Source organism: Pseudovibrio sp. SCP20 (assembly GCF_057774105.1).
In genome coordinates, this window is the sequence record NZ_JBYMDH010000001.1 from 1,127,850 (window position 1) to 1,148,037 (window position 20,188).

14 protein-coding genes are annotated in these 20,188 nt (G+C 50.2%); 5 read left to right on the forward strand and 9 right to left on the reverse strand.

What is annotated here, in order from left to right; genetic code table 11:
- Window positions 1-3: 3 nt before the first annotated feature.
- Both AC3CB2_RS05010 and AC3CB2_RS05015 read left to right on the forward strand, forming a co-directional pair.
- Window positions 4-1,074 carry a Gfo/Idh/MocA family protein gene (locus AC3CB2_RS05010; protein ID WP_352930441.1) on the forward strand — a complete coding sequence of 357 codons (1,071 nt, stop codon included), beginning with the start codon at window positions 4-6 and terminating at the stop codon, window positions 1,072-1,074.
- Between the two features lie 346 nt (window positions 1,075-1,420).
- Window positions 1,421-6,619, forward strand: a complete 5,199-nt coding sequence (locus AC3CB2_RS05015) for a hypothetical protein (RefSeq protein ID WP_352930439.1) — start codon at window positions 1,421-1,423, stop codon at window positions 6,617-6,619.
- A 30-nt stretch (window positions 6,620-6,649) separates the two neighbouring features.
- On the opposite strand, the gene AC3CB2_RS05020 is transcribed toward AC3CB2_RS05015, so the two are convergent.
- The 4 genes from AC3CB2_RS05020 to AC3CB2_RS05035 all read right to left on the reverse strand — a co-directional run bounded on the left by AC3CB2_RS05020 (window position 6,650) and on the right by AC3CB2_RS05035 (window position 10,759).
- Complete coding sequence (locus tag AC3CB2_RS05020) at window positions 6,650-7,840, reverse strand: cytochrome-c peroxidase (RefSeq protein WP_352930437.1); 1,191 nt, start codon at window positions 7,838-7,840, stop codon at window positions 6,650-6,652.
- On the reverse strand, window positions 7,840-8,550 hold the full coding sequence (locus tag AC3CB2_RS05025; RefSeq protein WP_488393234.1) for an SCO family protein: 711 nt from the start codon (window positions 8,548-8,550) through the stop codon (window positions 7,840-7,842). Before AC3CB2_RS05025 ends, AC3CB2_RS05020 begins: the two co-directional genes overlap by 1 nt.
- Window positions 8,551-8,615: 65 nt before the next feature.
- On the reverse strand, window positions 8,616-9,926 hold the full coding sequence (gene mtoX, locus AC3CB2_RS05030) for a methanethiol oxidase (protein WP_352930434.1): 1,311 nt from the start codon (window positions 9,924-9,926) through the stop codon (window positions 8,616-8,618).
- A 47-nt stretch (window positions 9,927-9,973) separates the two neighbouring features.
- A complete protein-coding gene (locus AC3CB2_RS05035; protein WP_352930432.1) occupies window positions 9,974-10,759 on the reverse strand; it encodes an IclR family transcriptional regulator in 786 nt (261 codons plus the stop codon).
- A gap of 206 nt (window positions 10,760-10,965) precedes the next feature.
- On the opposite strand from AC3CB2_RS05035, the gene AC3CB2_RS05040 reads away from it, so the two are divergent.
- Window positions 10,966-12,243, forward strand: a complete 1,278-nt coding sequence (locus tag AC3CB2_RS05040) for a DsbA family protein (RefSeq protein ID WP_352930430.1) — start codon at window positions 10,966-10,968, stop codon at window positions 12,241-12,243.
- Between the two features lie 5 nt (window positions 12,244-12,248).
- On the opposite strand, the gene AC3CB2_RS05045 is transcribed toward AC3CB2_RS05040, so the two are convergent.
- The 5 genes from AC3CB2_RS05045 to AC3CB2_RS05065 form a co-directional block, all read right to left on the reverse strand.
- Window positions 12,249-12,935: a hypothetical protein gene (locus AC3CB2_RS05045; protein ID WP_352930428.1), complete on the reverse strand. Its 687-nt coding sequence runs from the start codon at window positions 12,933-12,935 to the stop codon at window positions 12,249-12,251.
- Window positions 12,928-13,101: a hypothetical protein gene (locus AC3CB2_RS05050; protein ID WP_352930426.1), complete on the reverse strand. Its 174-nt coding sequence runs from the start codon at window positions 13,099-13,101 to the stop codon at window positions 12,928-12,930. The genes AC3CB2_RS05045 and AC3CB2_RS05050 overlap by 8 nt, the downstream gene beginning before the upstream one ends.
- A gap of 36 nt (window positions 13,102-13,137) precedes the next feature.
- Entirely contained in the window at window positions 13,138-15,351 is a 2,214-nt protein-coding gene (locus AC3CB2_RS05055; RefSeq protein WP_352930424.1) for a GumC family protein, read from the reverse strand.
- 5 nt (window positions 15,352-15,356) lie between these two features.
- Window positions 15,357-16,574, reverse strand: coding sequence for an outer membrane beta-barrel protein (locus tag AC3CB2_RS05060; protein ID WP_352930422.1), 1,218 nt, complete (start codon window positions 16,572-16,574; stop codon window positions 15,357-15,359).
- Between the two features lie 241 nt (window positions 16,575-16,815).
- Window positions 16,816-17,427, reverse strand: coding sequence for a sugar transferase (locus AC3CB2_RS05065; RefSeq protein ID WP_008546424.1), 612 nt, complete (start codon window positions 17,425-17,427; stop codon window positions 16,816-16,818).
- Window positions 17,428-18,307: 880 nt separating this feature from the next.
- Here AC3CB2_RS05065 and AC3CB2_RS05070 point away from each other — a divergent pair.
- Window positions 18,308-19,417 carry a glycosyltransferase family 4 protein gene (locus tag AC3CB2_RS05070; protein ID WP_352930421.1) on the forward strand — a complete coding sequence of 370 codons (1,110 nt, stop codon included), beginning with the start codon at window positions 18,308-18,310 and terminating at the stop codon, window positions 19,415-19,417.
- Between the two features lie 129 nt (window positions 19,418-19,546).
- Entirely contained in the window at window positions 19,547-20,140 is a 594-nt protein-coding gene (locus AC3CB2_RS05075) for a polysaccharide biosynthesis/export family protein (protein ID WP_208608683.1), read from the forward strand.
- Window positions 20,141-20,188 lie beyond the last annotated feature (48 nt).

The window sequence follows — 20,188 nt, forward strand, 5'->3', positions numbered from 1 at the left end:
ACAATGTCACTGTCCGTTGGAATTATTGGGCTGGGCGAAGTCGCTCAGCTGATGCACCTGCCATTGCTGGCTGACGATCAACGCTTCACCATTGCAGCCATCAGCGATGTTTCTGAGGAGCTGATGGAGTATGTGGGCCAGCGCTACAACGTCGAGAAACGCTACGTTACCGCCTCTGATCTGATCGCCGATCCGTCACTGGATGTGGTTTTCATCCTGACGCCCGATCACCTGCACGCAGACCTGCTGACCGAAGCGATGAAAGCTGGCAAGCACGTCTTCATTGAAAAGCCGGTCTGCCTCAACAAGCATCAGATCCCGGCACTGCTGGAAGAGCAGAAGCAGTGCAGCAGCGTCGTGTTCGTTGGCTACATGCGCCGTTACTCCCGCAGCTTCCTGGCTCTGAAAGAGCGCATGCCAGACCTGGAGAACATTCGCCACGTCCGCATCCGCGACATCATCCGCGAAGCGCCATACTTCACCCGCCAGACACGACCTGTGGTCCGAGGCAAGGACGTGCCGCAAGAGGTGATTGCGGACGGCCAGCACCGCACCACAGCCATGCTCCGCGAGATAATGGGAGAGGACGCCACAAAGGATCAGCTCCGCGCCTATCAGGTGCTCACCGGCCTGTCCTCCCACAGCTTCTCCGCCATGCGCGAGTTGCTCGGCCTGCCAAAGTCCGTCAGCTACGCCAAGCAGCACGGCGGCGAGACGGTTATGGTCCTGTTTGACTACGGTCACTTCACAGCAATGTACGAAGCTGTCATTTCCGACATAGCTGAATTTGATGCAGGGATCGAAGTACTCACACAGAGTGAGCGGTACCACGCCACCTATGACACGCCGTACATCCGTAACCTGCCGACACAGCTCAGTATCACCCGCTCATCCGATGAGCAGACCACCACAGAGGTGATAGGCCCATCCTATGAGGATCCATTCCGCATTGAGCTGGATGCCTTCTACAAAGCAGTCACGGATGGAGCGTCTTACAAAACAACGCTAACCGACGCATCAAACGACCTGAACCTTTTTGCTCAAGTTGGGCAAAAATTCTTAGGTGCAGATTGAATATATAAGGCGCTATATCAATGAGTTATATGACATTCCTGATTCAATTTATCAGGAATGTCAGCTCTTCTCTGGAGCGAAGCATTCACATTTCAACGCAAACCAACGCAAACTCATTTTTCTATCAGTTTCTGATGTAAATCATGACACGATCTGCGTATTTAAATCTTGCCTCAAATACAGATTCACACTGGATCTAAACTTACCTTAACTTAATCAAGTATCAGCAACGCATTTTTCAGCGAAAGACTTGAATTTTCCCATATCCGAAGTGCAGCAACGCATAATTATGCGCAGCGCGACTAGAGTGTGAAACAGCAGTTTCCCCGAACTTCGGAGTTTCCAAATGCCTGAGAATGATCTCCCTCAAGAGCACGAAAACTGGGCACATGAAGTCCTGAAAGCAATCAAAGTTGGATACAATGTCGAGTTTGATGTGCCCGAAGACGAGCAGGTATCAGACAGCGAAAACGGGCACGACAAAACCGCTGCCCCCGAATCTCAGGAAACCCCTCCAAAGGCTGCTGCAGAGCAGCCGGATCTAAAAGATCTTGCAGTACAAAAAGCGCTTCACCAGAAGGAATTGTCTAAAGCAAGCAGGAACTTGAAGTCACTTGCTAAAGCAGTGCATATAGCTGGCAAGCGCAGTGACGTGTTCATTGAAGACATCACCAAAAAAGTCCTTGATGACGCCAAACAGCTGGCGCAAGCCAACATCAGGCAAGCCAATGAGATCATGAACAAGCCGAGCAAAAAAGGCTTCGTCGATCTCGATAAAATGCAGGCCTTCATGGATCGCGGAGAAGAGTACCTCCGGATCATGCAGACCAACTTCAAAGAAGGTCAGGAGATCAGCGTTGAAGGCATGAAGGGACTATCTGCTGAACTGCAGAAGAAAGCAGATGACCTGCACAAGCAGCGTACACCGGTAGAAGCCTGGGGTGTCGATCTAGCAAGGTTGGACACTGTCCATGAGCAAACCTGTGACCGCTTAACAGAGCTGAACAAGGCACTGAATGGCGGCAGCGTCGCGACCGCGAAGCAAAATATGCTTGCTGCCTCCAACAATCTTGCAATCCTCAGAGAGGTGCTCGCCAAAGCGCAAACGCAGGCCGAAACAGCGAAAAAGGACGTCGAAGACAGGGTTCAGGCGACAGAAACTGCAACTGCCGAACTCAGTGCGCGCAAAGTTGAAATCGAACATGATCCCAAAGTGTTGGCCGACTTTGAAAAAGAGTATGACGCTGTAGTGGCGGACTGTAAGCAGGCTTCTGCCGCGGCCTCTGCTGGCAAGGGTATTGAGGCTGTAAAAGCCATTGAAAGCGCTGAGGCGCACTTCAGTGCGCTCCAACAGGTTATGCTACAAAGCTTGGCATCCTCACCTGAAACCTCTCAGGATGAAGGCGGCAACCAAAGTGAAGTGAAGGTGCTTTTGGGGGATGCCATTGAGCTGACCAGAAAAGCAGATGAACTGCTCACTCAGGAAGACCTCATCAAGGGAAGCAATGGCCTGCTGCCGCAGTTTAAAGACGCGGATAAGTCTACTCGTGCCGCCATTGCAGAAGCGCAAAATGATCTCCTTACAGGAGATGTCACGGCGGCTGAAACCAAGCTCATACGCGCCCAACATAACCTCTCTGCCATGCGTGGTCTTACCATAGAGGCCCAGTCTGCCATTGATATCGCAGCAGAACAGCTTTCCCTCCTGCAAAGACAAGTGGCACCCATGATTGCCCGCCGTCAGGAGTATGTGAAACTCGCTGAGACAGATGACAGAAACATTCGGTATTTGGAGAAGTTTGATCTGGTCGTCGGTGAGGTGGAAAATCACATCAGTCAGGCGGAAACGGCCATCGGAAAGGAAAACCTGAGCGAAGCCAATCAGGAAATCGCCTATGGGCAGGCAGCTGTGCCCGAGCTGCAGAGAGAAGTGAAGAAACTTCAATACCTTAATACGGTCAAAACCGCTGCCACCAAGGAAGAAAACGCAGAGCTGTTCGCCCAGACACTGGACAAGCTGCGCGAAGATATCGCCTACTTTAATAATCGCGATGACGTCTTTAAGGACAAAGAAGAAGAAGCAATTTTCGATAATCTATACGAAAAAGCAGCCAACTACGCCAATCAGGCCGAAATCCTCTTCAAACGTAAGAAATTTGAGGAAGCTGATGATGCGATCGACAACTCCAACATCGCCCTGAGCGGTCTCGAAATAGCCTACGAAAGAGGCGTTCAAACCGCAGCAAAAGTTGAGCAGCTTAAGCTGGAGGTAAAAGAGGCAGCTGATAAGGTCCAATCCTTTGAAAACGTTGCCAAAGCTATCGTAAATGAAGAGCTCCGCGGGGAGTTCCTCAGCTACAAAATGGTGGCCACAGACTACGTAAACGAAGCGCTGGATTACATCAATCAAGGCCGCATCACCAATGCCTTAAGTGCGCTTGCCGACCTGAAGCAAGCCATGACCAACCTCAACGGCTTCCTCACCAACCCACCACAACCAATGCAGGCAGAAGGCACAGAGCTAGATGAATCTGAATGGGTAATCATCGAGGACAACCCCACCGAAGAGCAACTGGCGAAAAAGCAGGATCACGAAGATCTTGTGTTGTTTGCCAGTGAGTTGAAGTTGCTGCTCGATGAAATCAAGCAGATGAAAACCGCGGTTAAGGAGGGGCATAAAGTTTGGGAACGCTTCTGCACCGGCGACTACCTGCAACGCTTCCAGACCGCTTTTGAACAAGCCAATTCCAGCCTCAGCAACGCAACCGACTGGACACTCAACGCAGGCAAGATGACAACACCTGGTCCGAAAATGAGAGAAAACCAGGAACTCTTCCTCGCCAGCGCAAGAGAACCTCTCTCAGAAGCCAAAAAAGCCTACCGGGAAATGCAAAACGCTTTTGATGTCAGCAAGCAAATCATGACATCCGAGCTCTCCGGTCTTTCAGCAGGTGCCAAATACTATCTTGCTGCAGTTGAAGGCATTTACAAAATCCACGAGTACGTCCGCGGATGGGATGTTGATCTCACCACCTTTGATGCCGCTTACCTTGCAGCAATGGATAACATCGCTGAACTTAAGGTTGCCATTGAAAGTCAAGATGTTGCGACCGGTCGAGAGTGTCTGGATAAAGCCGAAACCTATCGTCAGGACTTCCTCAAGAGTGGAGATCTGGCGTTGACCCAAAGGGAAATCGAGCACAACGCACTCGTACTTCTATATGCAGATGTTCAATCCGATTATATGAGCGCGTCCAATAAAAGGGAAAATGTAGCAAACTTCCCGGATCTGAAGAAACTCTATGATGGCTTAGAGGCTGATATCCTCAACAGATTCAAGACAGTCGATGAACTTGTCAAATCAGAAGCCGGCAAAGCTGCGACAGCTGAACTCTTAATAATCAGGGAGGTCAACAACAAGCTGTTAGATGTTCTTGCCGATGCAGGCATCGCTCTGGCCAACGCAGAACTGGAAGATCAAGCACAAGGTCTTGCCGAGATGACTGTTTTCCAGATGCGAAGGGATAAGATTTTAGAGGACGCCGACAAACTAGCCAAAGTTGCTCCCGCATCCTACGAAAAATGGCTTCCTTTCTGTAGGGGGGAATATGAGGACATATTCAACCAGTATTTTGAAGGCTTAAAGCAAAGCGTAGAAGAGTTACACAAGATCCCCAAAGGCGTGGACCGCGCGGATATCGAAGCGGTCACTGAAAAGATGAGGGCGCTGCTAACGGAGGCGCAGAATTACTATAAGTCAATGGAGGGGATCCGTACTGTCAGTGAGCAGCTCATCAATTCTCAGCTGAAGGGCCTGAACCAAAGGGCCGATTTGCATGAGAAGCGCATCGATAACTTGAGTCTCAGCCTTGACAAATATGCAGATTGGGGCCTGGATTTTGCCGATTTCGACACAAGCTACAATGAAGCTAAGGGTTTGATTGAGCAAATGAGAGGAGCTCTTCAAAGAAAAGATCACCTCGAAGCTCGGGACCTCAACGTTTTGGTAGGCACCGCAGTGAAAGCGGTTGAAGACGAGCAGGAACGTTACGCTGGCTTGTTTGAAGATGCGAAAGCTAGCTTTGCAGAGGGATTTGAACTCTATCGACAGCAGATTGCAGAGACTGTGAAGCGGCGCCCGGAACTGGAGAACATCAAACATCTTGCCGCAGATTTTGATGACTGTGAGCGTTCAGCAATTCAGGCGATCGAACGAGCACTTGATCTTATAAATCTAGGTGATCGTTTCGGACCTGATAAGGAAAGTGCATACATTCTGCGACAGCAGGATCGTTTGCTTGAACTCCTTCAGGAGGCTGTCCCTCTATCTAAGGATCCTGAAAAACTTGGCACTGCAGTCAAGCAGAACAAGGAAAAACTGGCCGAGTTTGAGGCCATGAAAGAAGACATCAAGGACGGCATGGACAAGGAAGTCTTTGCTGCCATGCAAGTGCGGGGCGAAGAACACGCCGAAGCAGCACAGCGGTTGATGGACGAGGGTGACTACGAAAAAGCCGAGTTTGAGTTGTTTGCTCTTCGGGTTATCAACGATGCTCTGCAGACAAGGCATGATTCCGGTGTAGCGATCGCAGATCAAGTTCCTGAGCTTGAACAGGAAGTTGAGGATGTCACGACTGACCTCGCCGATATGGAAAAACTGCGCGATACCATCAAAAATGAAGAGGATGCCGCAAACTACGGCAAGTATCATTCCATTGGTATTCGGACCGCTTTGGAAGCGAAAGACTTCCTTCTCAAAGGTGAAATCAGACGCGCTCAGGCCTCACTGAACGCGCTGCAATACTTCCTTGATAAGATGGAGGAAATTCTCGACAAACAAGGCGCAAAAGGACCGAAGCGTAAGTCCGGAAAGAAAAAGTCTGGCCCTGAAAACGAAGCGGGCAACGCAGGTGAAGTGACCGTCAAGCCATCAGAAGAGCTGGAGCTGGAACGTGAGAACAGCTTTGATCCGACCGATGATGAAGAGCGTAAAGACAAGCTTGAGGAAGCCATTGCGATTACTGATGGTCTTCTGGAGACAGCCAAAGCCAATGTGAAGGACATACTTGATGTCTCTGAGGTTGAGTATTACGGCCTGATCCTCCAAAAAGCAGAGGAGCATGCAGCCGCTGCGAAGGACCATCTCGAAAACAATAAGCTTGACGAAGGCGAAGAAAGCATTGAGTTGCTTAAGATGGCCTTGGACACACTACAGGACGCTCACAAGGTAGGTGTGGCGACGTCGAAAAAAGCGCCGGACTATCAGAAAGAGATTGATGAAATCGGACAGACACTCATCCTGCTCAATCTCAAACGCAACACAATTGGCGATGCAAGTGAGCAGAACGAGTTCGATACCGTCCGCAATGCAGCAAGCGCTTCAGTGTACCAGATTGTCCGCATGCTGAACGAAAAGAATATCCGTAAAGTCAAATACGAAATGGACACTCTGCGGTCTCACGTAGGCAACCTGGAAAAAATCCTAGGCCGCCACGTCTCCAGACGCCAGAAACTGAAGGACATGCTGAAGCGGAAGAAGAAGTAAGCTGGATTGAGTTAGAAACGCAGCTTGTCTCTAGTAATTATCAGGCTGCTCAATTCTGGCTTCAGCGGTCAGGCAATCCAGATCTGGCGACGTCAAACTTCGCAAAAACGCCTCAAGATCTGTTCTCTCAACACCCGTCAGCTTGAGAGGACGTATCCGTGGATCCTGTCCGGGCAGGCCTGATCCGCCTTGGTCGTAAAACCTGATGACCTCAGTCAGTGTACTGAAGTGCCCATCATGCATGTAAGGTGGGGTGATGGTGAGGTTGCGCAGAGTAGGGGTGCGGAACTTCCAACGGTCTGATGGGACTTCAGTGACTTCATAACGTCCCAGATCCGCCTCCCGCTTTGCACTAACGGAAAGCACCTTAGAAAAGTCCATCTGATGCACAACGCCCGGTGCAACCTGTACAGGGATGCTTGATGGTGGGTTTTGCCGCTCATTTTCGCGCATTTGGCCATAGCCGGTGTCGTGAAACTGATCATCTGTGAAAAGCGCGTGCTCCTCCTCAATCAAATGACAACCGCTGCAGCCGCCTTTGCCTTTAAAAATTTCGTAGCCGCGTTTAGCTGCGTCAGATACAGCTGCCTCGTTTCCTCCAAAGTGCCATTGGTCAAAGGGACTGTTTCCGGCCATTACAGACCGCTGGTAGGCCCCAAGAGCCATTCCAATGCGGTCGAGAGAAGCATGTGCGCCAAAGGCGTCATCAAACAACGACTGATACTCAGGCAAGCTGTTTAGCAGCGAGACCACATGACCTGCCGATGGGTTGGCCATTTCATTTCGTGCCGTAAGAGGGCCGATGAACTGAGTTTCCAGCGAAGGATCTCGTCCGTCATGGAAGAGGGTGCTGAGATACCCAACATTGAGAATACTGGGTGAATTTCGCTTGATGCTGCGCCCTTCAACGCCGATCGCCGTGCTCAGTTCCCAGTTGGTGAACCCTTGCTCGGGCACATGGCACATGGCGCAGGACATGGTACGGTTGATGGATAAACGCCGGTCAAAAAACAACTTCCGGCCCAGCTCAATCTTCGTGCGCGTGGGTGGATTGTCTGCCGGATGAGGAATGGGCGGAAGTCCGAGCGGAGTGGAGAGAGACCGTTGTAAAGCGGCCTCAGACCAGCTTTCCGGGTCAGTCTCACAGCTCGGTTGCGCGATTACCTCACTCGAGGAAATCAGAAAACCAAGCATGATGCATGAAAATGAGAAGCGCCGCATCAGGACCTGCTTTCTTCCATCATGAGAGTCTCAACGTCCGTGATCAGCAGGCGTGGATCAATCGTCCCCAATCCATAAACGTTGCGGATGTTCCCTTGGCGATCAACCAGATACATCCGCAGCAAATGATTGATCACATCCTGATCGTTAGAACGGTCAACCACCTGACCATATCCATCCAGAATAGGCTGCAAGGCTTCCATGCCAGATGTCGTCAACACATGCCAGGGGAGCTTTTTCTTTGCGTGTTCATCAATCTGCATGGGGTAGGCGAAGGAGTTGATCGCCTCCACCGTATCGCGTGAGGGATCAAAGCTAATTGTCAGCAGTTGAACATCCTCGCGAAGGCTTGGAAGCTTCTCGCTGGTCTCGTAAATCTCAAAGAGCGTCGACATGGCAATCGGGCAACCGTTGACATCACCGCACATGAGATAAACGAAACTCACCAGACTGATCTTGCCACCCGTGAGCTCACTCAGGTTCTTGGATGCTCCATGAACATCGAGCACTTGTCCATCAGGAGCAGCTTTGAATGTGTTCAGGCGATAAGAGCCCGGTGCAGGTGGTTCAAACTGGAATTCTTCACTGGCACTGAAGGCCGCTGCGAAGGGGCGTGAGGCAGCTGCCTGACTAGTCACCATCGCATACCAAAGCACAGGCACAACCGCAGCAAGACAACTCACTGCAAGGATTTTCTTGAGTAAACGCATATCACCGACCAGCTTCATGAAACAAACACGGGACAGCAATCAAGCCGCCCCGTGCTGAACCGGATTTAGCTTGAGTAAAGCTCTGAGCTGCCAAAACGCATGATGTGCGCGCGCCCAAGGCCAAGCTTGTAAAAGTCGATGTTGAAGTCTTCGACAAGCTCTTTGCCATCCCAGCTAAAGGCCCGCAGATACTGGACGTCATCATCACCTTTCTTGTCCCAGTTGGCGAGCAGAGAGGATGAGAAGTAAACGCGTTTGCCGTCCCAGCTCTGGCTGACCATGTTGACCTGCCGATCGATGGTTTTCTCGTAAATCTGAAAAGGCTTATGCGGATCTGAGATATCAAAGAGGCGGGTCTTGCCATCCATGAAACTGTTGACCCAAAGCGTCTGGTCATCCGCTGCGATGGAAATGTCGACCGGCAGTGGAATGTCTGCGGGATTGCCAATATCCGCCACATCCTTGGCCTGCCACTCGCCATCCTCGTCCTCGTAGATCAGCCAGAGTTTGGAGGTCAGCGCTGTGGTTGAGAAGGCATAGTTCGCGTTCGGTCCCCACGGGAAACGGATCTCCAATGGAGCTCCCGGCACATTGAATACTTTGCGTGGCTGGCGTGTATGTAAGTCCCACTGCACGATGGTGTTCCCAAACCGCTTCATGGCATCTGCATCCTGCAGCATTTGGCCAAAGTCCATCATGTAGTTGGACCAGCCAGTGAAAGAGGAGGTCAGCATGACGTTCTTGCGGATCAGCGCGCGGATGTCATACCCATACCCATCAGCAACAGCATCCCCAACGGCAACCGCTCCCTGCATGTTGGCTGTCGTCGGCATCCAGTAGGTCGCCACATAGTCGCCAGCATCATTGTACTCTACCAGCGCCGTACGCCCTCCATGATCATCATCATTGGAAAGTCCGGTGATCATCATACTGCCGGGCAGGGCGAAGAAGGTATGTGGGCCAACAACACCGCCAGAATCCTTAACGAACGTCTCAATGGTCTTGTGCAGGGTCGGTTTTGAAGGATCTGTATGCACATCGAAGATAAAGATGCGGTTGGTGTCCAGCCCACCTGTCCAGAAGTAACGACGGTCCGCTGAAAACCCTCCATGATGTGCTTCATTGCGACCGCCAACAGACAGGCTGTTGATCACCTGACCACGCGTTGGCGAGTCCGGGCGCAAGTCAACTGTGACCAGTTTATCTTGTTCATCGCCCATACCTTCCACGCCCAGTGTCCAGACATAAACGAACTCTTCCTGACCCGTAATCTTTGGCATGTACGGAGACTGGCAGGTCTCATCCGCAAAGGCTCTGAATGGAGCCGTCATGGCCGCAGAAGCTGCAACCAACGCAACAAATTCTCGTCTATTCATAATATCCTCCCCAAAATCAATAAATGAGTATTCCGTTGTGCCTCCGGTTAGTTTGCAATAGCTTCTGAATGCACTCTTTCTGCATCTACAATTGAACAATGTTGTATTGCTGCCGCCGCCCGGATGTTCTCTTCCATCAAAATCGGCAGAGTACGGCTGTGAAGGTGCGTTTTGATCCGGTTTGTCGGGCCCACAACACCCATGCTGAAGATGGACCCAAGCCGGTCCACATTGATGGGAACGGCAACGCTGGTAACACCTTCCTCGATCTCACCATCGCACAGCGCATACCCTGAGCGCCGGACGCGCTCCAGTTCAGCTGCGATTTGAGAGGCGTCTATCAACGTGTTTGCGGTAAAACCGTGTGGCTCGCCAGCCAACAACTCCTCGCGCAGCTCTGGCAATATGAAAGCTGCAATGGCTTTGGCTGAGGAGCACGCATGGGCTGGCCTGATGCCAAGGCCCGGATAGATGTAGGGGATTGCTGGATCGCTCGGCGTTTCAATGTGAATGAGATCAACCCGGCCTCCGCGATAACGGGCCAGAAAGGCTGTCTCGCCAATATCAATGACCAGCCGATGGATCATAGCCATCACAGCTTTGATAACATGAGAATCCGATTTGCCGGTCAGGGCGATTTTGACAAAGCGGATGCCAAGAACATACCGCTTGCCATCCTCCACTTCATCCAGAAAACCACAGTCCAGCAGGGACGAGAGATTCCGATAAATCGTTGCTCGTGGCAGCTTCGTCATCTGCGCAAGGTCATTCGCACTGACAGGCTTGGCAGACCCCGCGACAGATTCCAGAAGCTGTATCAATCGTTCCTGCATAGAAATCTCACAATTCGGACGCTTTGAGCGTAATCTGAGAAAACTTTTTGCAGCAATCCATAAGAAATAATGGGTCCAGTTCGCTCGCACTAGGCGAGGGAAGCTGGAGGTCACGTGAAACGATGTTTCAATTGCGCGCAGCTTCAACTGGCAGATAAGCTGGAAAAATCTGAGGAGCTAGTCTGTAAGCGTGGGGAGTAATCTGCATGTCATTTCGCTCAGCGATTAAATCCAGAATTGCGGAATACATTACAAGTGAAACCAGATTACGCCGAAAACGTGAGGCCTTTGAGAAGCAGCGAAAGCGTCTGGGGCGTTCTCATGAAGTTCATTACTTCCATCATGTGTCTGACCCATACTCACATCTGACACTTCAAAAACTGTCAGGGTTCCAACAGAATTATGCGGTCAAACTGACGTTCCACCTTATCTCAGGTCCTCCTGCATGGGCAACGCCAGATCGGACCGGCTTGGATGCATATGCGCTTAAGGATGCCAACCAGCTCGCGGTGCATTTGGGATTATCTGGAGTCTCTCAAAAAACGCCCAGTACGGAACGTATCGCCCAAGCTGAAGCTGCAATGGCAGCTTACCTCAATGCGGGCATGGATATCGGGAAGCTGCAGGACATCAGTAACGCGTTGTGGTCAAACAAAGAAATTGCACCGGTCTCTGAAGTGAATGTAGAAGCTGTAAAGGCGCAGGGAGATGCCTTGCTTGAAAAACTCGGCCATTACCTCGGCGCCACATTCTATTATGGAGGAGAATGGTACTGGGGCGTTGATCGACTCCATTATCTGGAAGAGCGCCTGCAACAGCTCGGCTTAGGGCCAGCGCCTTCCAGTGACCGAAGAAACGGTCCGGATCAAGGCGTGAGTGATACCAGGGTTTCCTGCGGTGAAACCGACCTCTTTCTGTCCTTCCGAAGCCCATACTCTTATCTCGCCTTCAACAGAACATGCGAACTCAGCGATCGGTTGGGCGTCAAACTCAACATCCGCCCCGTACTGCCCATGGTCATGCGTGGCCTGCCAGTACCACCGGCCAAACGAAAGTACATCCTTATGGATGCTGCACGCGAAGCCCGTTACCACAGCATCCCGTTCGGTCGAATATGCGATCCGTTAGGACGCCCGATCGAACGCGGATACTCTCTGTTGCAGTATGCTGAAGAAGAGGGACGCCTCAGAGAATATTGTGGTGCCTTCATGACAAGTGTTTGGTCCAAAGGAGTGGATGCGAGCACAGACAACGGACTAGCGAAGATTGTTGAAGCTGCTGGACTGGATTGGAGCAAAGCCCGCACAATTGTCGACAACGGTGACTGGCGTGTGCAGATAGAAAAGAACCGGGAAGATCTGACCGCTCTCGGCCTCTGGGGCGTGCCGAGCTATCGTTTCGGCACCACCGCAATATGGGGGCAAGATCGCCTGTGGGCAGTCGAGGCCGCCTTGCAGCACACCACGACACCCATCATTAGCTAATTGACTTAGCTGAGGTAATCCTTGAACGCATTGATGCGTACGGCAAGATCACGTGGATTTGCAGAGTGTTGGCTCAACTTAGCAAGCAGCTCCACGACCGTCTCACAACGCGTGCGCAGTGCTTTGTCTTCTACAGTGGGCTCGTAGCCATCTAGCTTCTCATTTTCCTGCAAAGCAGAAACAGCATGTTCTGTGCGGGCGATTGCTTGCGCCAGAACCTTATCCAGGATCACCTGTGCCCGACCTTCAAATTCTTTCTGCTCAGTCATGTTCGAAAGGTGAGGGCACATGAAGGTGATGTCCTCAGTAATAGCGCTCTTCATCGCAAATGAAACACGCTTCAAAGCTTTGGAAACCACCGGAGGCATGCGCCCGACAGAGATATCATATCCCGCCATCAGCAGTGAGTTTGGCAGGTTCTCAGAGTACTGCATCAATGCAAGGTAAAAGAAACCTGAGCACTGGAACAAATCAATTGCAGCGCCTTGCACCGCATCGGTTTTCTCGCTCTCACCGTTCAGCAAAACAGTCAGCTCACTCAGCGCATTAAAGCGCTCTTCAATAAGCTTCCGCGCTTCATCCAACCCATTCGCAAATGCTTTAGGAGACCCACTCGCCACTGGCAAAAGCGGGCTGGAAGTATCAAAAAGATCAGCCAGCGTCCTGGCAGCGATTTCGATTTGTTCAGACAAGGTGCGTTTCCTGATCATAAGAGCCGAGCATGCCGCTTCCTACCCTACGATCAACCGCTGACGCAATGCGCAACATCGCACAGGTGCTCAGGATCGCTGAGTAACGCACTGATAAATCGACACCCCAAAATGAAAAAGCCTCCATGATCATTCTCAGGAAGATCATGGAGGCATCTCTCAAAAATCAAGGCTTACCGAACTATCACTTGTAATAGCCATACCCATAGGAAGCCTGATGCTTGTTGAGCCGTGCTTTGCTGACGTCAAAGTTGTTTAACACCACGCCGAGCGTCTTACCCGGTGTCTGATCAAGCAACTCCTTCGCCTGCTCAACAAGCCCACCATCCGTGTGGTTCCACGAAGCAACCAGAACAGTGCCGTCGACAACATGAGACAATACGCGGCTGTCGATGAGCGGGATGACGGGCGGGCTATCAATCACAATGAGGTCAAAGCTCTTACGAGCACCTTCCAAAAGTGTTTTCATCGCTTGAGAGGATAGAAGCTCAGCTGTTTCCCAAAGCTCGCGGTGATTTGGAGCTGGAAGGGCGTAGAAGTTTGACCCTTCCTCGTGTTTTACGGCATCCGCAATAGTCACTTTGCCTGTCAGTACATCAGCCAGATTCTTCTCGTTGGAATCTCCCTGAGTTTCGGAGGCCAGCTGTCTGCGCATATCTGCATCAATAAACAGCACCCGTTCTCCAGCTTTTGCCGCGTAGTGAGCCAGATTGCGGGAGATCGTAGACTTTCCTTCACCCGGGATCGCTGAGGTGATCAGCAGTGTCTTGATAGGATCATCCATCCTCGCAAACTTAACAGAGGATCGCAGAGCGCGAATTGACTCAGCGTAGTGGCTCAAAGGGTTTGCAGAAGCGAATTGCGCAACTTCAGACCGCGTGGCGTCATCATTACCGGTAGTTTTTGATCTCACCAAACCTTTTCCAAACAGCAATCCGAAAAATGATCGGAGCGATGAAGTCGACGCATAACCTTCAATCAGCGGCACCTGAGAGTAGAGAGGAAGGCCGAGACGGCGTTCGACATCTCTTTTAGATTTCAGTGTGTTGTCAAACTGCTCGATCAGAAGGGCAAGAGCGGTCCCCAGAATGAGGCCCACAACAGCAGAGACCAGCAGGAAAAGTTTCTTGTTCGGGAAGCTTGCAATGCTTGGAACCTCAGCCGGGCTGAGCACGCGGCTGCTGACAGAGTTCATTTTCTCAAACTCTTGGGTTTCCTTCAGACGTGCTAGGAAGGATTCATAAAGAGTTCTGTTCGCATGGGCTTCACGGATCAACTCGCGCAGGTAAACCTGAGCATGGTTCTCTGAGTTGGTAACATCACGCAGCTGCTCAAGACTGTCAGAAATAGAGGCTTCACGTCGTTTAGCAACAGCCAGCTCATTCTGCGCCGTATCAACAATACGCTGGAGCTCTTTTTCGATTTGATCTCGAAGGTCCTTCAGCTGCGAGCGGACGCTGACCACAGATGGATGCTTATGGCTGTATTTCACTGTCAGCGCTGCTTCCTTCCGTTCAACTTCAGAAGCTTTTGCGCGCAGTTGTGTAATAACGGCTGACTGAGCTGCATCGGCAAAGGAAGAGGTGGAACCGCCACGCACCAGCACTTTGTCAATTTGATCAACTCGTGCCTGTGCTTCGGCAGTTTTTGTTCGGGCAAAGACGAGTTGCTGGTTCAATGCAGCAATCTGTTTTTCGTTGATAGTGCCGCCGCCTGCAACCTGAAGGTTAAATTCATTTCTGAACTGCTCAACGGCCTGTTCAGAGCTGCGAACCTTAACACCCAGCTCGGACAAACGAATGCTAAGCCATTCACTGGCCTGACGAATGGCATCGTATTTGGTAGCAAGACGATCCGCCAGGTAAGCTTCAGCAAACGCGTTGGCAAGCTGAGCGGCCATCTCTGGAGAATGTGCCCGGTAGGAAAGATCAACCACGGTTGTATTACGGTTCAAAGTCACGTGAAGACCATCAAGTACACGCTGTTCAAGACTGACCGTAGCTGGCGGCTCGCCTGTCACTTTCGTAAAGACTTCCGACAACAAAGAAGGCTTTGATTGGAAGGCAGGGGAGTTTTCAAGATCGTTTTCTGCAATCACACGCTTGGCAACCGCATTCGATCCGATAATCTCAATCTGGCTTTGCAGCAACTTGTTGTCAGAGCCAAAGCCGCTAAGAACAGCTTTCACGTCAACCACATTAGACGCGCGCGTTTCGATGTAAACGGAGGTCACAGCTGTATACTTAGGCGCTGCAAGAAACGCAAAGGTGAGGCCGAGCACTGTCACAAACCCGGTAACACCAAGGATCAGTGACCAATACTTGCGTACATACTGAAAGGCCAGGCGAAGATTGATAATATCTTCTGTCGGGGCATTCGATGCCAGGGAGTTTTGCATGACTCTCAATACTCTACTTTTGCGGTTATCCCTATCAGATGCCGGTCGTAGCTGTTGTCAGCTTCAGATGACTTGCGTGTTTCAAAGTCATAGTAGGCACCGAATTTCAGGTTGCGATTGATAAGATGTTTTGCTTCCAGTCGTGCACGGAAGGTGTTGTCGCGGCGATCCGAGCCGGCGTAATCTTCGCGTTTGAAGGAAAGAAACGGTGAAAGGATGAGGTTGCGACGGAGTTCGTAATCCAATGACAGCCTGGCATTCGAAGTGAGCTTGCTAACCTGTCCATCAAGTGAGCTTTCTTCGACGGCTTGTCTCCCTTTGACTTTTACAACCAAAAGCGGAGAGGGCATCCACTGCATGTCCACATTGAAGGAGTAGGTGGAGATATCTCCGCGGCTACCCAACTGATAATTTTGATTGAGATACCCAATACCTGCAGCGCCATGGAAATTGCCGCGCTTATCAACTTCTAGCCCTGCCAGAACCTCAAAACCGCTTGAATCTCGATTATCTTCCCCAGAAGCTTTCCAGTTGCGTGCGTTGTATTCCGCACTCACAAAAGTGCTCAGTCCGGGCGAGAAAGCGTAGTTCACTTTGCCAATCAGACTATATCGCGTGCCATCGCGCGTATCCTGATCAATGCTGCTGCCGTCTCTTGCTTCAACGTCATGATAATTAAAGTGACTGACAGTACCTCCGCCGATGAACCTCAGCCGATTGAAAACTTTGGATATACGAGCCGTCGCAGAGTAAGCTTCCCGTCGAATGCCGTGTTTGGCATCCGAAGACGTATCGGCTTCGCCCAGTTCATACTGCCTGGCTTCCATGCCTGCGCCCAGATCCAACGTAAAGTCTCTGAGAACTTCCAATCTTGCACCTGTAGAGACGCGGCCAGACAAGGTGGAGGCGTTCGGTTTTGAAAAAGCATGCTTTTTCTGGCCGGATAGGTTTACACGAAACCGATGACGGGAGATCTCTGAACTGATGGACAGCGAAGGAGCAAATAGACCAACCATGCTGCTATCCGCAGAACTTCTGGTCTTATAGAGATTGCTGTCAAAGTAGAGGCCGGAGGTGAGGGAGGGCAAAAAAATCCAGTTGGCGTGCCGAATGCCTTTGGCGTTGTATTCTGGATGAGACTTAAGGCCATATCCTCCGGCGTTTTGCAGCAAAGCCTCCGAAAGGTCCGAAGCGGTTGCCGGCTCGAAAGCAGAACCGACCATGCAAGTTGCCAAAATGAACTTTAAGCTGCGCATTGGGAGAAACTCATTTTCCGTGACTGTTTCAAACTCTGTGTCAAAAGGGAGGAACGCAGTCTTGACTGTCGTGCTCAGGAAGTTTGATGCTTGAGAGATTGCTGAATGTCTTGAGAACTTCGAAAATGGTTTGCTGCCATCTACACAATGTGCAGTGGCAGCATCTCTCGGTTTTCGAACAGCTCTGCTTCAGCTCATGCGTCGAAGCCTAGTCCTTTTGCTGCACTGAGAGTTGGCTTCCTCGAAACTCTGGCATGGTCGCATGCCCCGCAGCGCTGATGCCTTCGCGCTTTAGAACGATGACCATAGTCATGAAGATGATTTTCATATCGAGCCAGAAGCTCTTGTTCTCCACGTACCAGACATCCAGTTCAAAGCGAGAATCCCAGTCGATGCTGTTACGTCCATTCACTTGAGCCCAGCCGGTGATGCCTGGCTTCACAAAATGACGCATCATCTGACGCTTGGAATAATGCTTCAGAAAACCAGCATGCTGTGGGCGAGGACCAACAACAGACATCTCACCTTTGAGAACATTCAAGAAACCTGGCAACTCATCGACACTTGTCGCCCGCAAAATGCGTCCAAATGTTGTGAGGCGTTGATCGTCTGGCAGAAGGTTTCCATGTGCATCGCGCGCATCGGACATGCTGCGAAACTTGTAGATCTGGAACACGTCGCCGTTCAGCCCTGCACGGTCTTGCTTGAAGATAATAGGGCTTCCTAGTCTCGTGCGCACCAAAATAGCTGCGATAATCATCAGAGGTGATACAAGCAGCAAGACAGCAAAACTAAAGACTATATCGAATATTCTAATCATGGTGCATTTCAACTACTGTCACTCACGGCGCGAGTTACTTCGCTCCGTCATGGTCTCAATTTGAGCAAGCCCTCAACACCCTCAGAAGAGCCACCTCACGAACAGGTTGCGAACTAACGCAACAGAAATCCTATGTGGCAGTGTATTGATTAGATTTTTCATAGAAATCTCACCAATGCCAATCTGATTTCAGTTGGGCTAGGTATTTGATTCCAAGTAATAAAGTCAATGAAATAAATATAGATAGTCACATAACTTAATTTATAAAACTACATATAATAGTTTAGCTATCTTAATTCGGGATTATATGAATATTTTAACTAATATATACTTTAATGAAAGCGCGTAGTGTTTCATTAAAATTCACTAAAATTATTTATATCTATAACTGTCTATTATTGGCTGATTTCTGCCAATAATGGCTTTGAGAAATTTGATTTCTCAACTTGACTTTGGGGAGAGATGGCTGTGCAGCTGAAGTTTTAGTTGATGTGTAGTTGCATGTAGTTAACTTGAATTTGCATTGCTGATGGTATTTATAGATATGAAATTGAATATAATTATAATGAAATAGTAATGGCAATTTATTAAGTTAGATATAAATTCCAATAATCCTCATAATACTTATTATTTTTGCTTTATTGATTTGACTTGCTTGTGTGTGTCGAAATATTACGCTTCGGGTTGCTTTGAATGTTAGATGGTCACTGGGGTAAGTGAGTAAAAGTTTAAACTAAAGGCAACAATAGCGGAGGCTGTTCACCAGTCTCAATTGGATCACGTCTCATTGCTGTGAGAGAGGCCGCTGACTCGAGAGAGTGCGGTATTATGGCAATTGAGTTCGATCACCATATCTAGTTTACTTGATCGACCAAGACAAATGCGAATACTTCTTGTTGCTAATAGTAGCTTTAAACTAATCAACTTCCGGCGTTCATTACTTCAACAACTACAGCGAGAAGGGCATGAGCTTGTCGCTGCCACTCCGCGCGATGAGTACACGCCTGAATTTCAAAAAATGGGAGTGACCTATGTTGAGCTTCCTATGGATGCCACAGGGACTTCTGTTGTTGCAGAGCTAAAGTTGTTGCTGCGGATTTTTGAAATTACAAGAAAGCATAAGCCTGATGCTGCGCTTGGCTTCACGATTAAGCCGAACATCTATGGCGCAATGTCTTCTCGTTTGCTTGGTGTGCCCTTCATTCCCAATATTACGGGAATGGGTAGTGTTTTCGATCGTGATGACTTGTTCGCGCGTCTGATCAAGACACTTTACAAAACCGCCTTCCGGCGCTGCCCTCGTGTTTTCCTTCAAAACCCTGAGGACTTGGCTTACTTCGTGAGAAGCGGTCTCATTACAGAGCAACAAGCCTGCCTGTTACCCGGTTCCGGTGTGGATCTCACAAACTTCCAGATCACAGCATTGCCTGGCACCGGCAGTCAAAGAACGTTCACCCTTGTCGCTAGAATGTTGAAAGAGAAGGGGGTCTTGGAGTTTGTTGAAGCTGCACGTGCGTTAGCGCCCAACTTCCCAGACGCCCGTTTCGTCCTGCTAGGTCCGTCAGGTTCCGGTAAGGCAGGTGGATTAGATGAAGCTGACATAAAGAGGCTAACAGCCGATGGCGTAGTTGAGTATCGCGGGCCAGTTAAAGATGTGCGGCCTGTTGTGGCCGACGCTGATTGTGTGGTGCTACCCTCCTATTATCGGGAAGGCACTCCCAGGTCATTGCTTGAAGCTGCTGCAATGGGACGCCCGATCATAACCACAACCATGCCGGGATGTAAGGATGTGGTCGATGAGGGAGAAAACGGTTTTCTTTGCAAGCCAAGAAGCGGCCAGTCAATTGAAACCGCCATGCGGCAATTTCTTCTGATGAGTGAAGCCGCTGTGAATGAAATGGGCACGGCCTCACGAAGAAAAGCTGAGCAAACGTTTGATGAGCGGATCGTTATCAATCACTACACCTCGGTTCTGCAGCAAGCCTCATAAAGCAGGCTGAACTGTACAGGGTCAGATCACATAGAAAATTCATAGAGTTACTCTTCACAAAATGCGTTGATCGCACGTTCGATGATCACTTCAGTGAAGAAGGATGGGACAAAAGAAAAGGGAAATGGCGTGAAGCAAAAATGGCTCAATGGCTTAACAAGTCTCTTTATCCTCGGTCTCTTGCAGGGATGCGCTTCAGGTGAGTTTGCAGGGCAGGAGGCGCAAAACCAGATAACTTCCGACCGCATCTTTTCTCAGCCCGAAGCTTATCGCCTTGGCCCAAGTGACAAGTTACGCGTCATGGTGTTTGGGGAGCCAGACCTGTCAGGTGAGTTTGTGGTTGATGATCAGGGCAAACTCGATCTGCCACTCATCGGCGACATTTCGGCCAATAACAGCAGTGTGAAAGAGCTGGAAAGCCGCATCGTAGCCGCCCTTAAGGATGGATATCTCAAAGAGCCGCGTGTGAGCCTGGAGGTGCTGAGTTCCCGTCCGTTCTTTATCCAGGGTGAGGTGGCTCGCCCGGGTGAATACTCCTACAAAAACGGACTAACACTACAAGATGCAATTGCTGTTGCTGGCGGCTACTCCTACCGCGCAAATACATCGAGCATTTTCATCCGTCCGGTGGGAAGCAATTACGAGGTTCCCGTAAAGCTAACGGGTGCCCGCCTTTACCTGCGTCCAGGTGATAGCATCCGCATTCCAGAGAGATACTTCTAGTTTCGTGCAAGCTTCAATGAACTATCAGAAAAGCCGTAAAGGGATGTA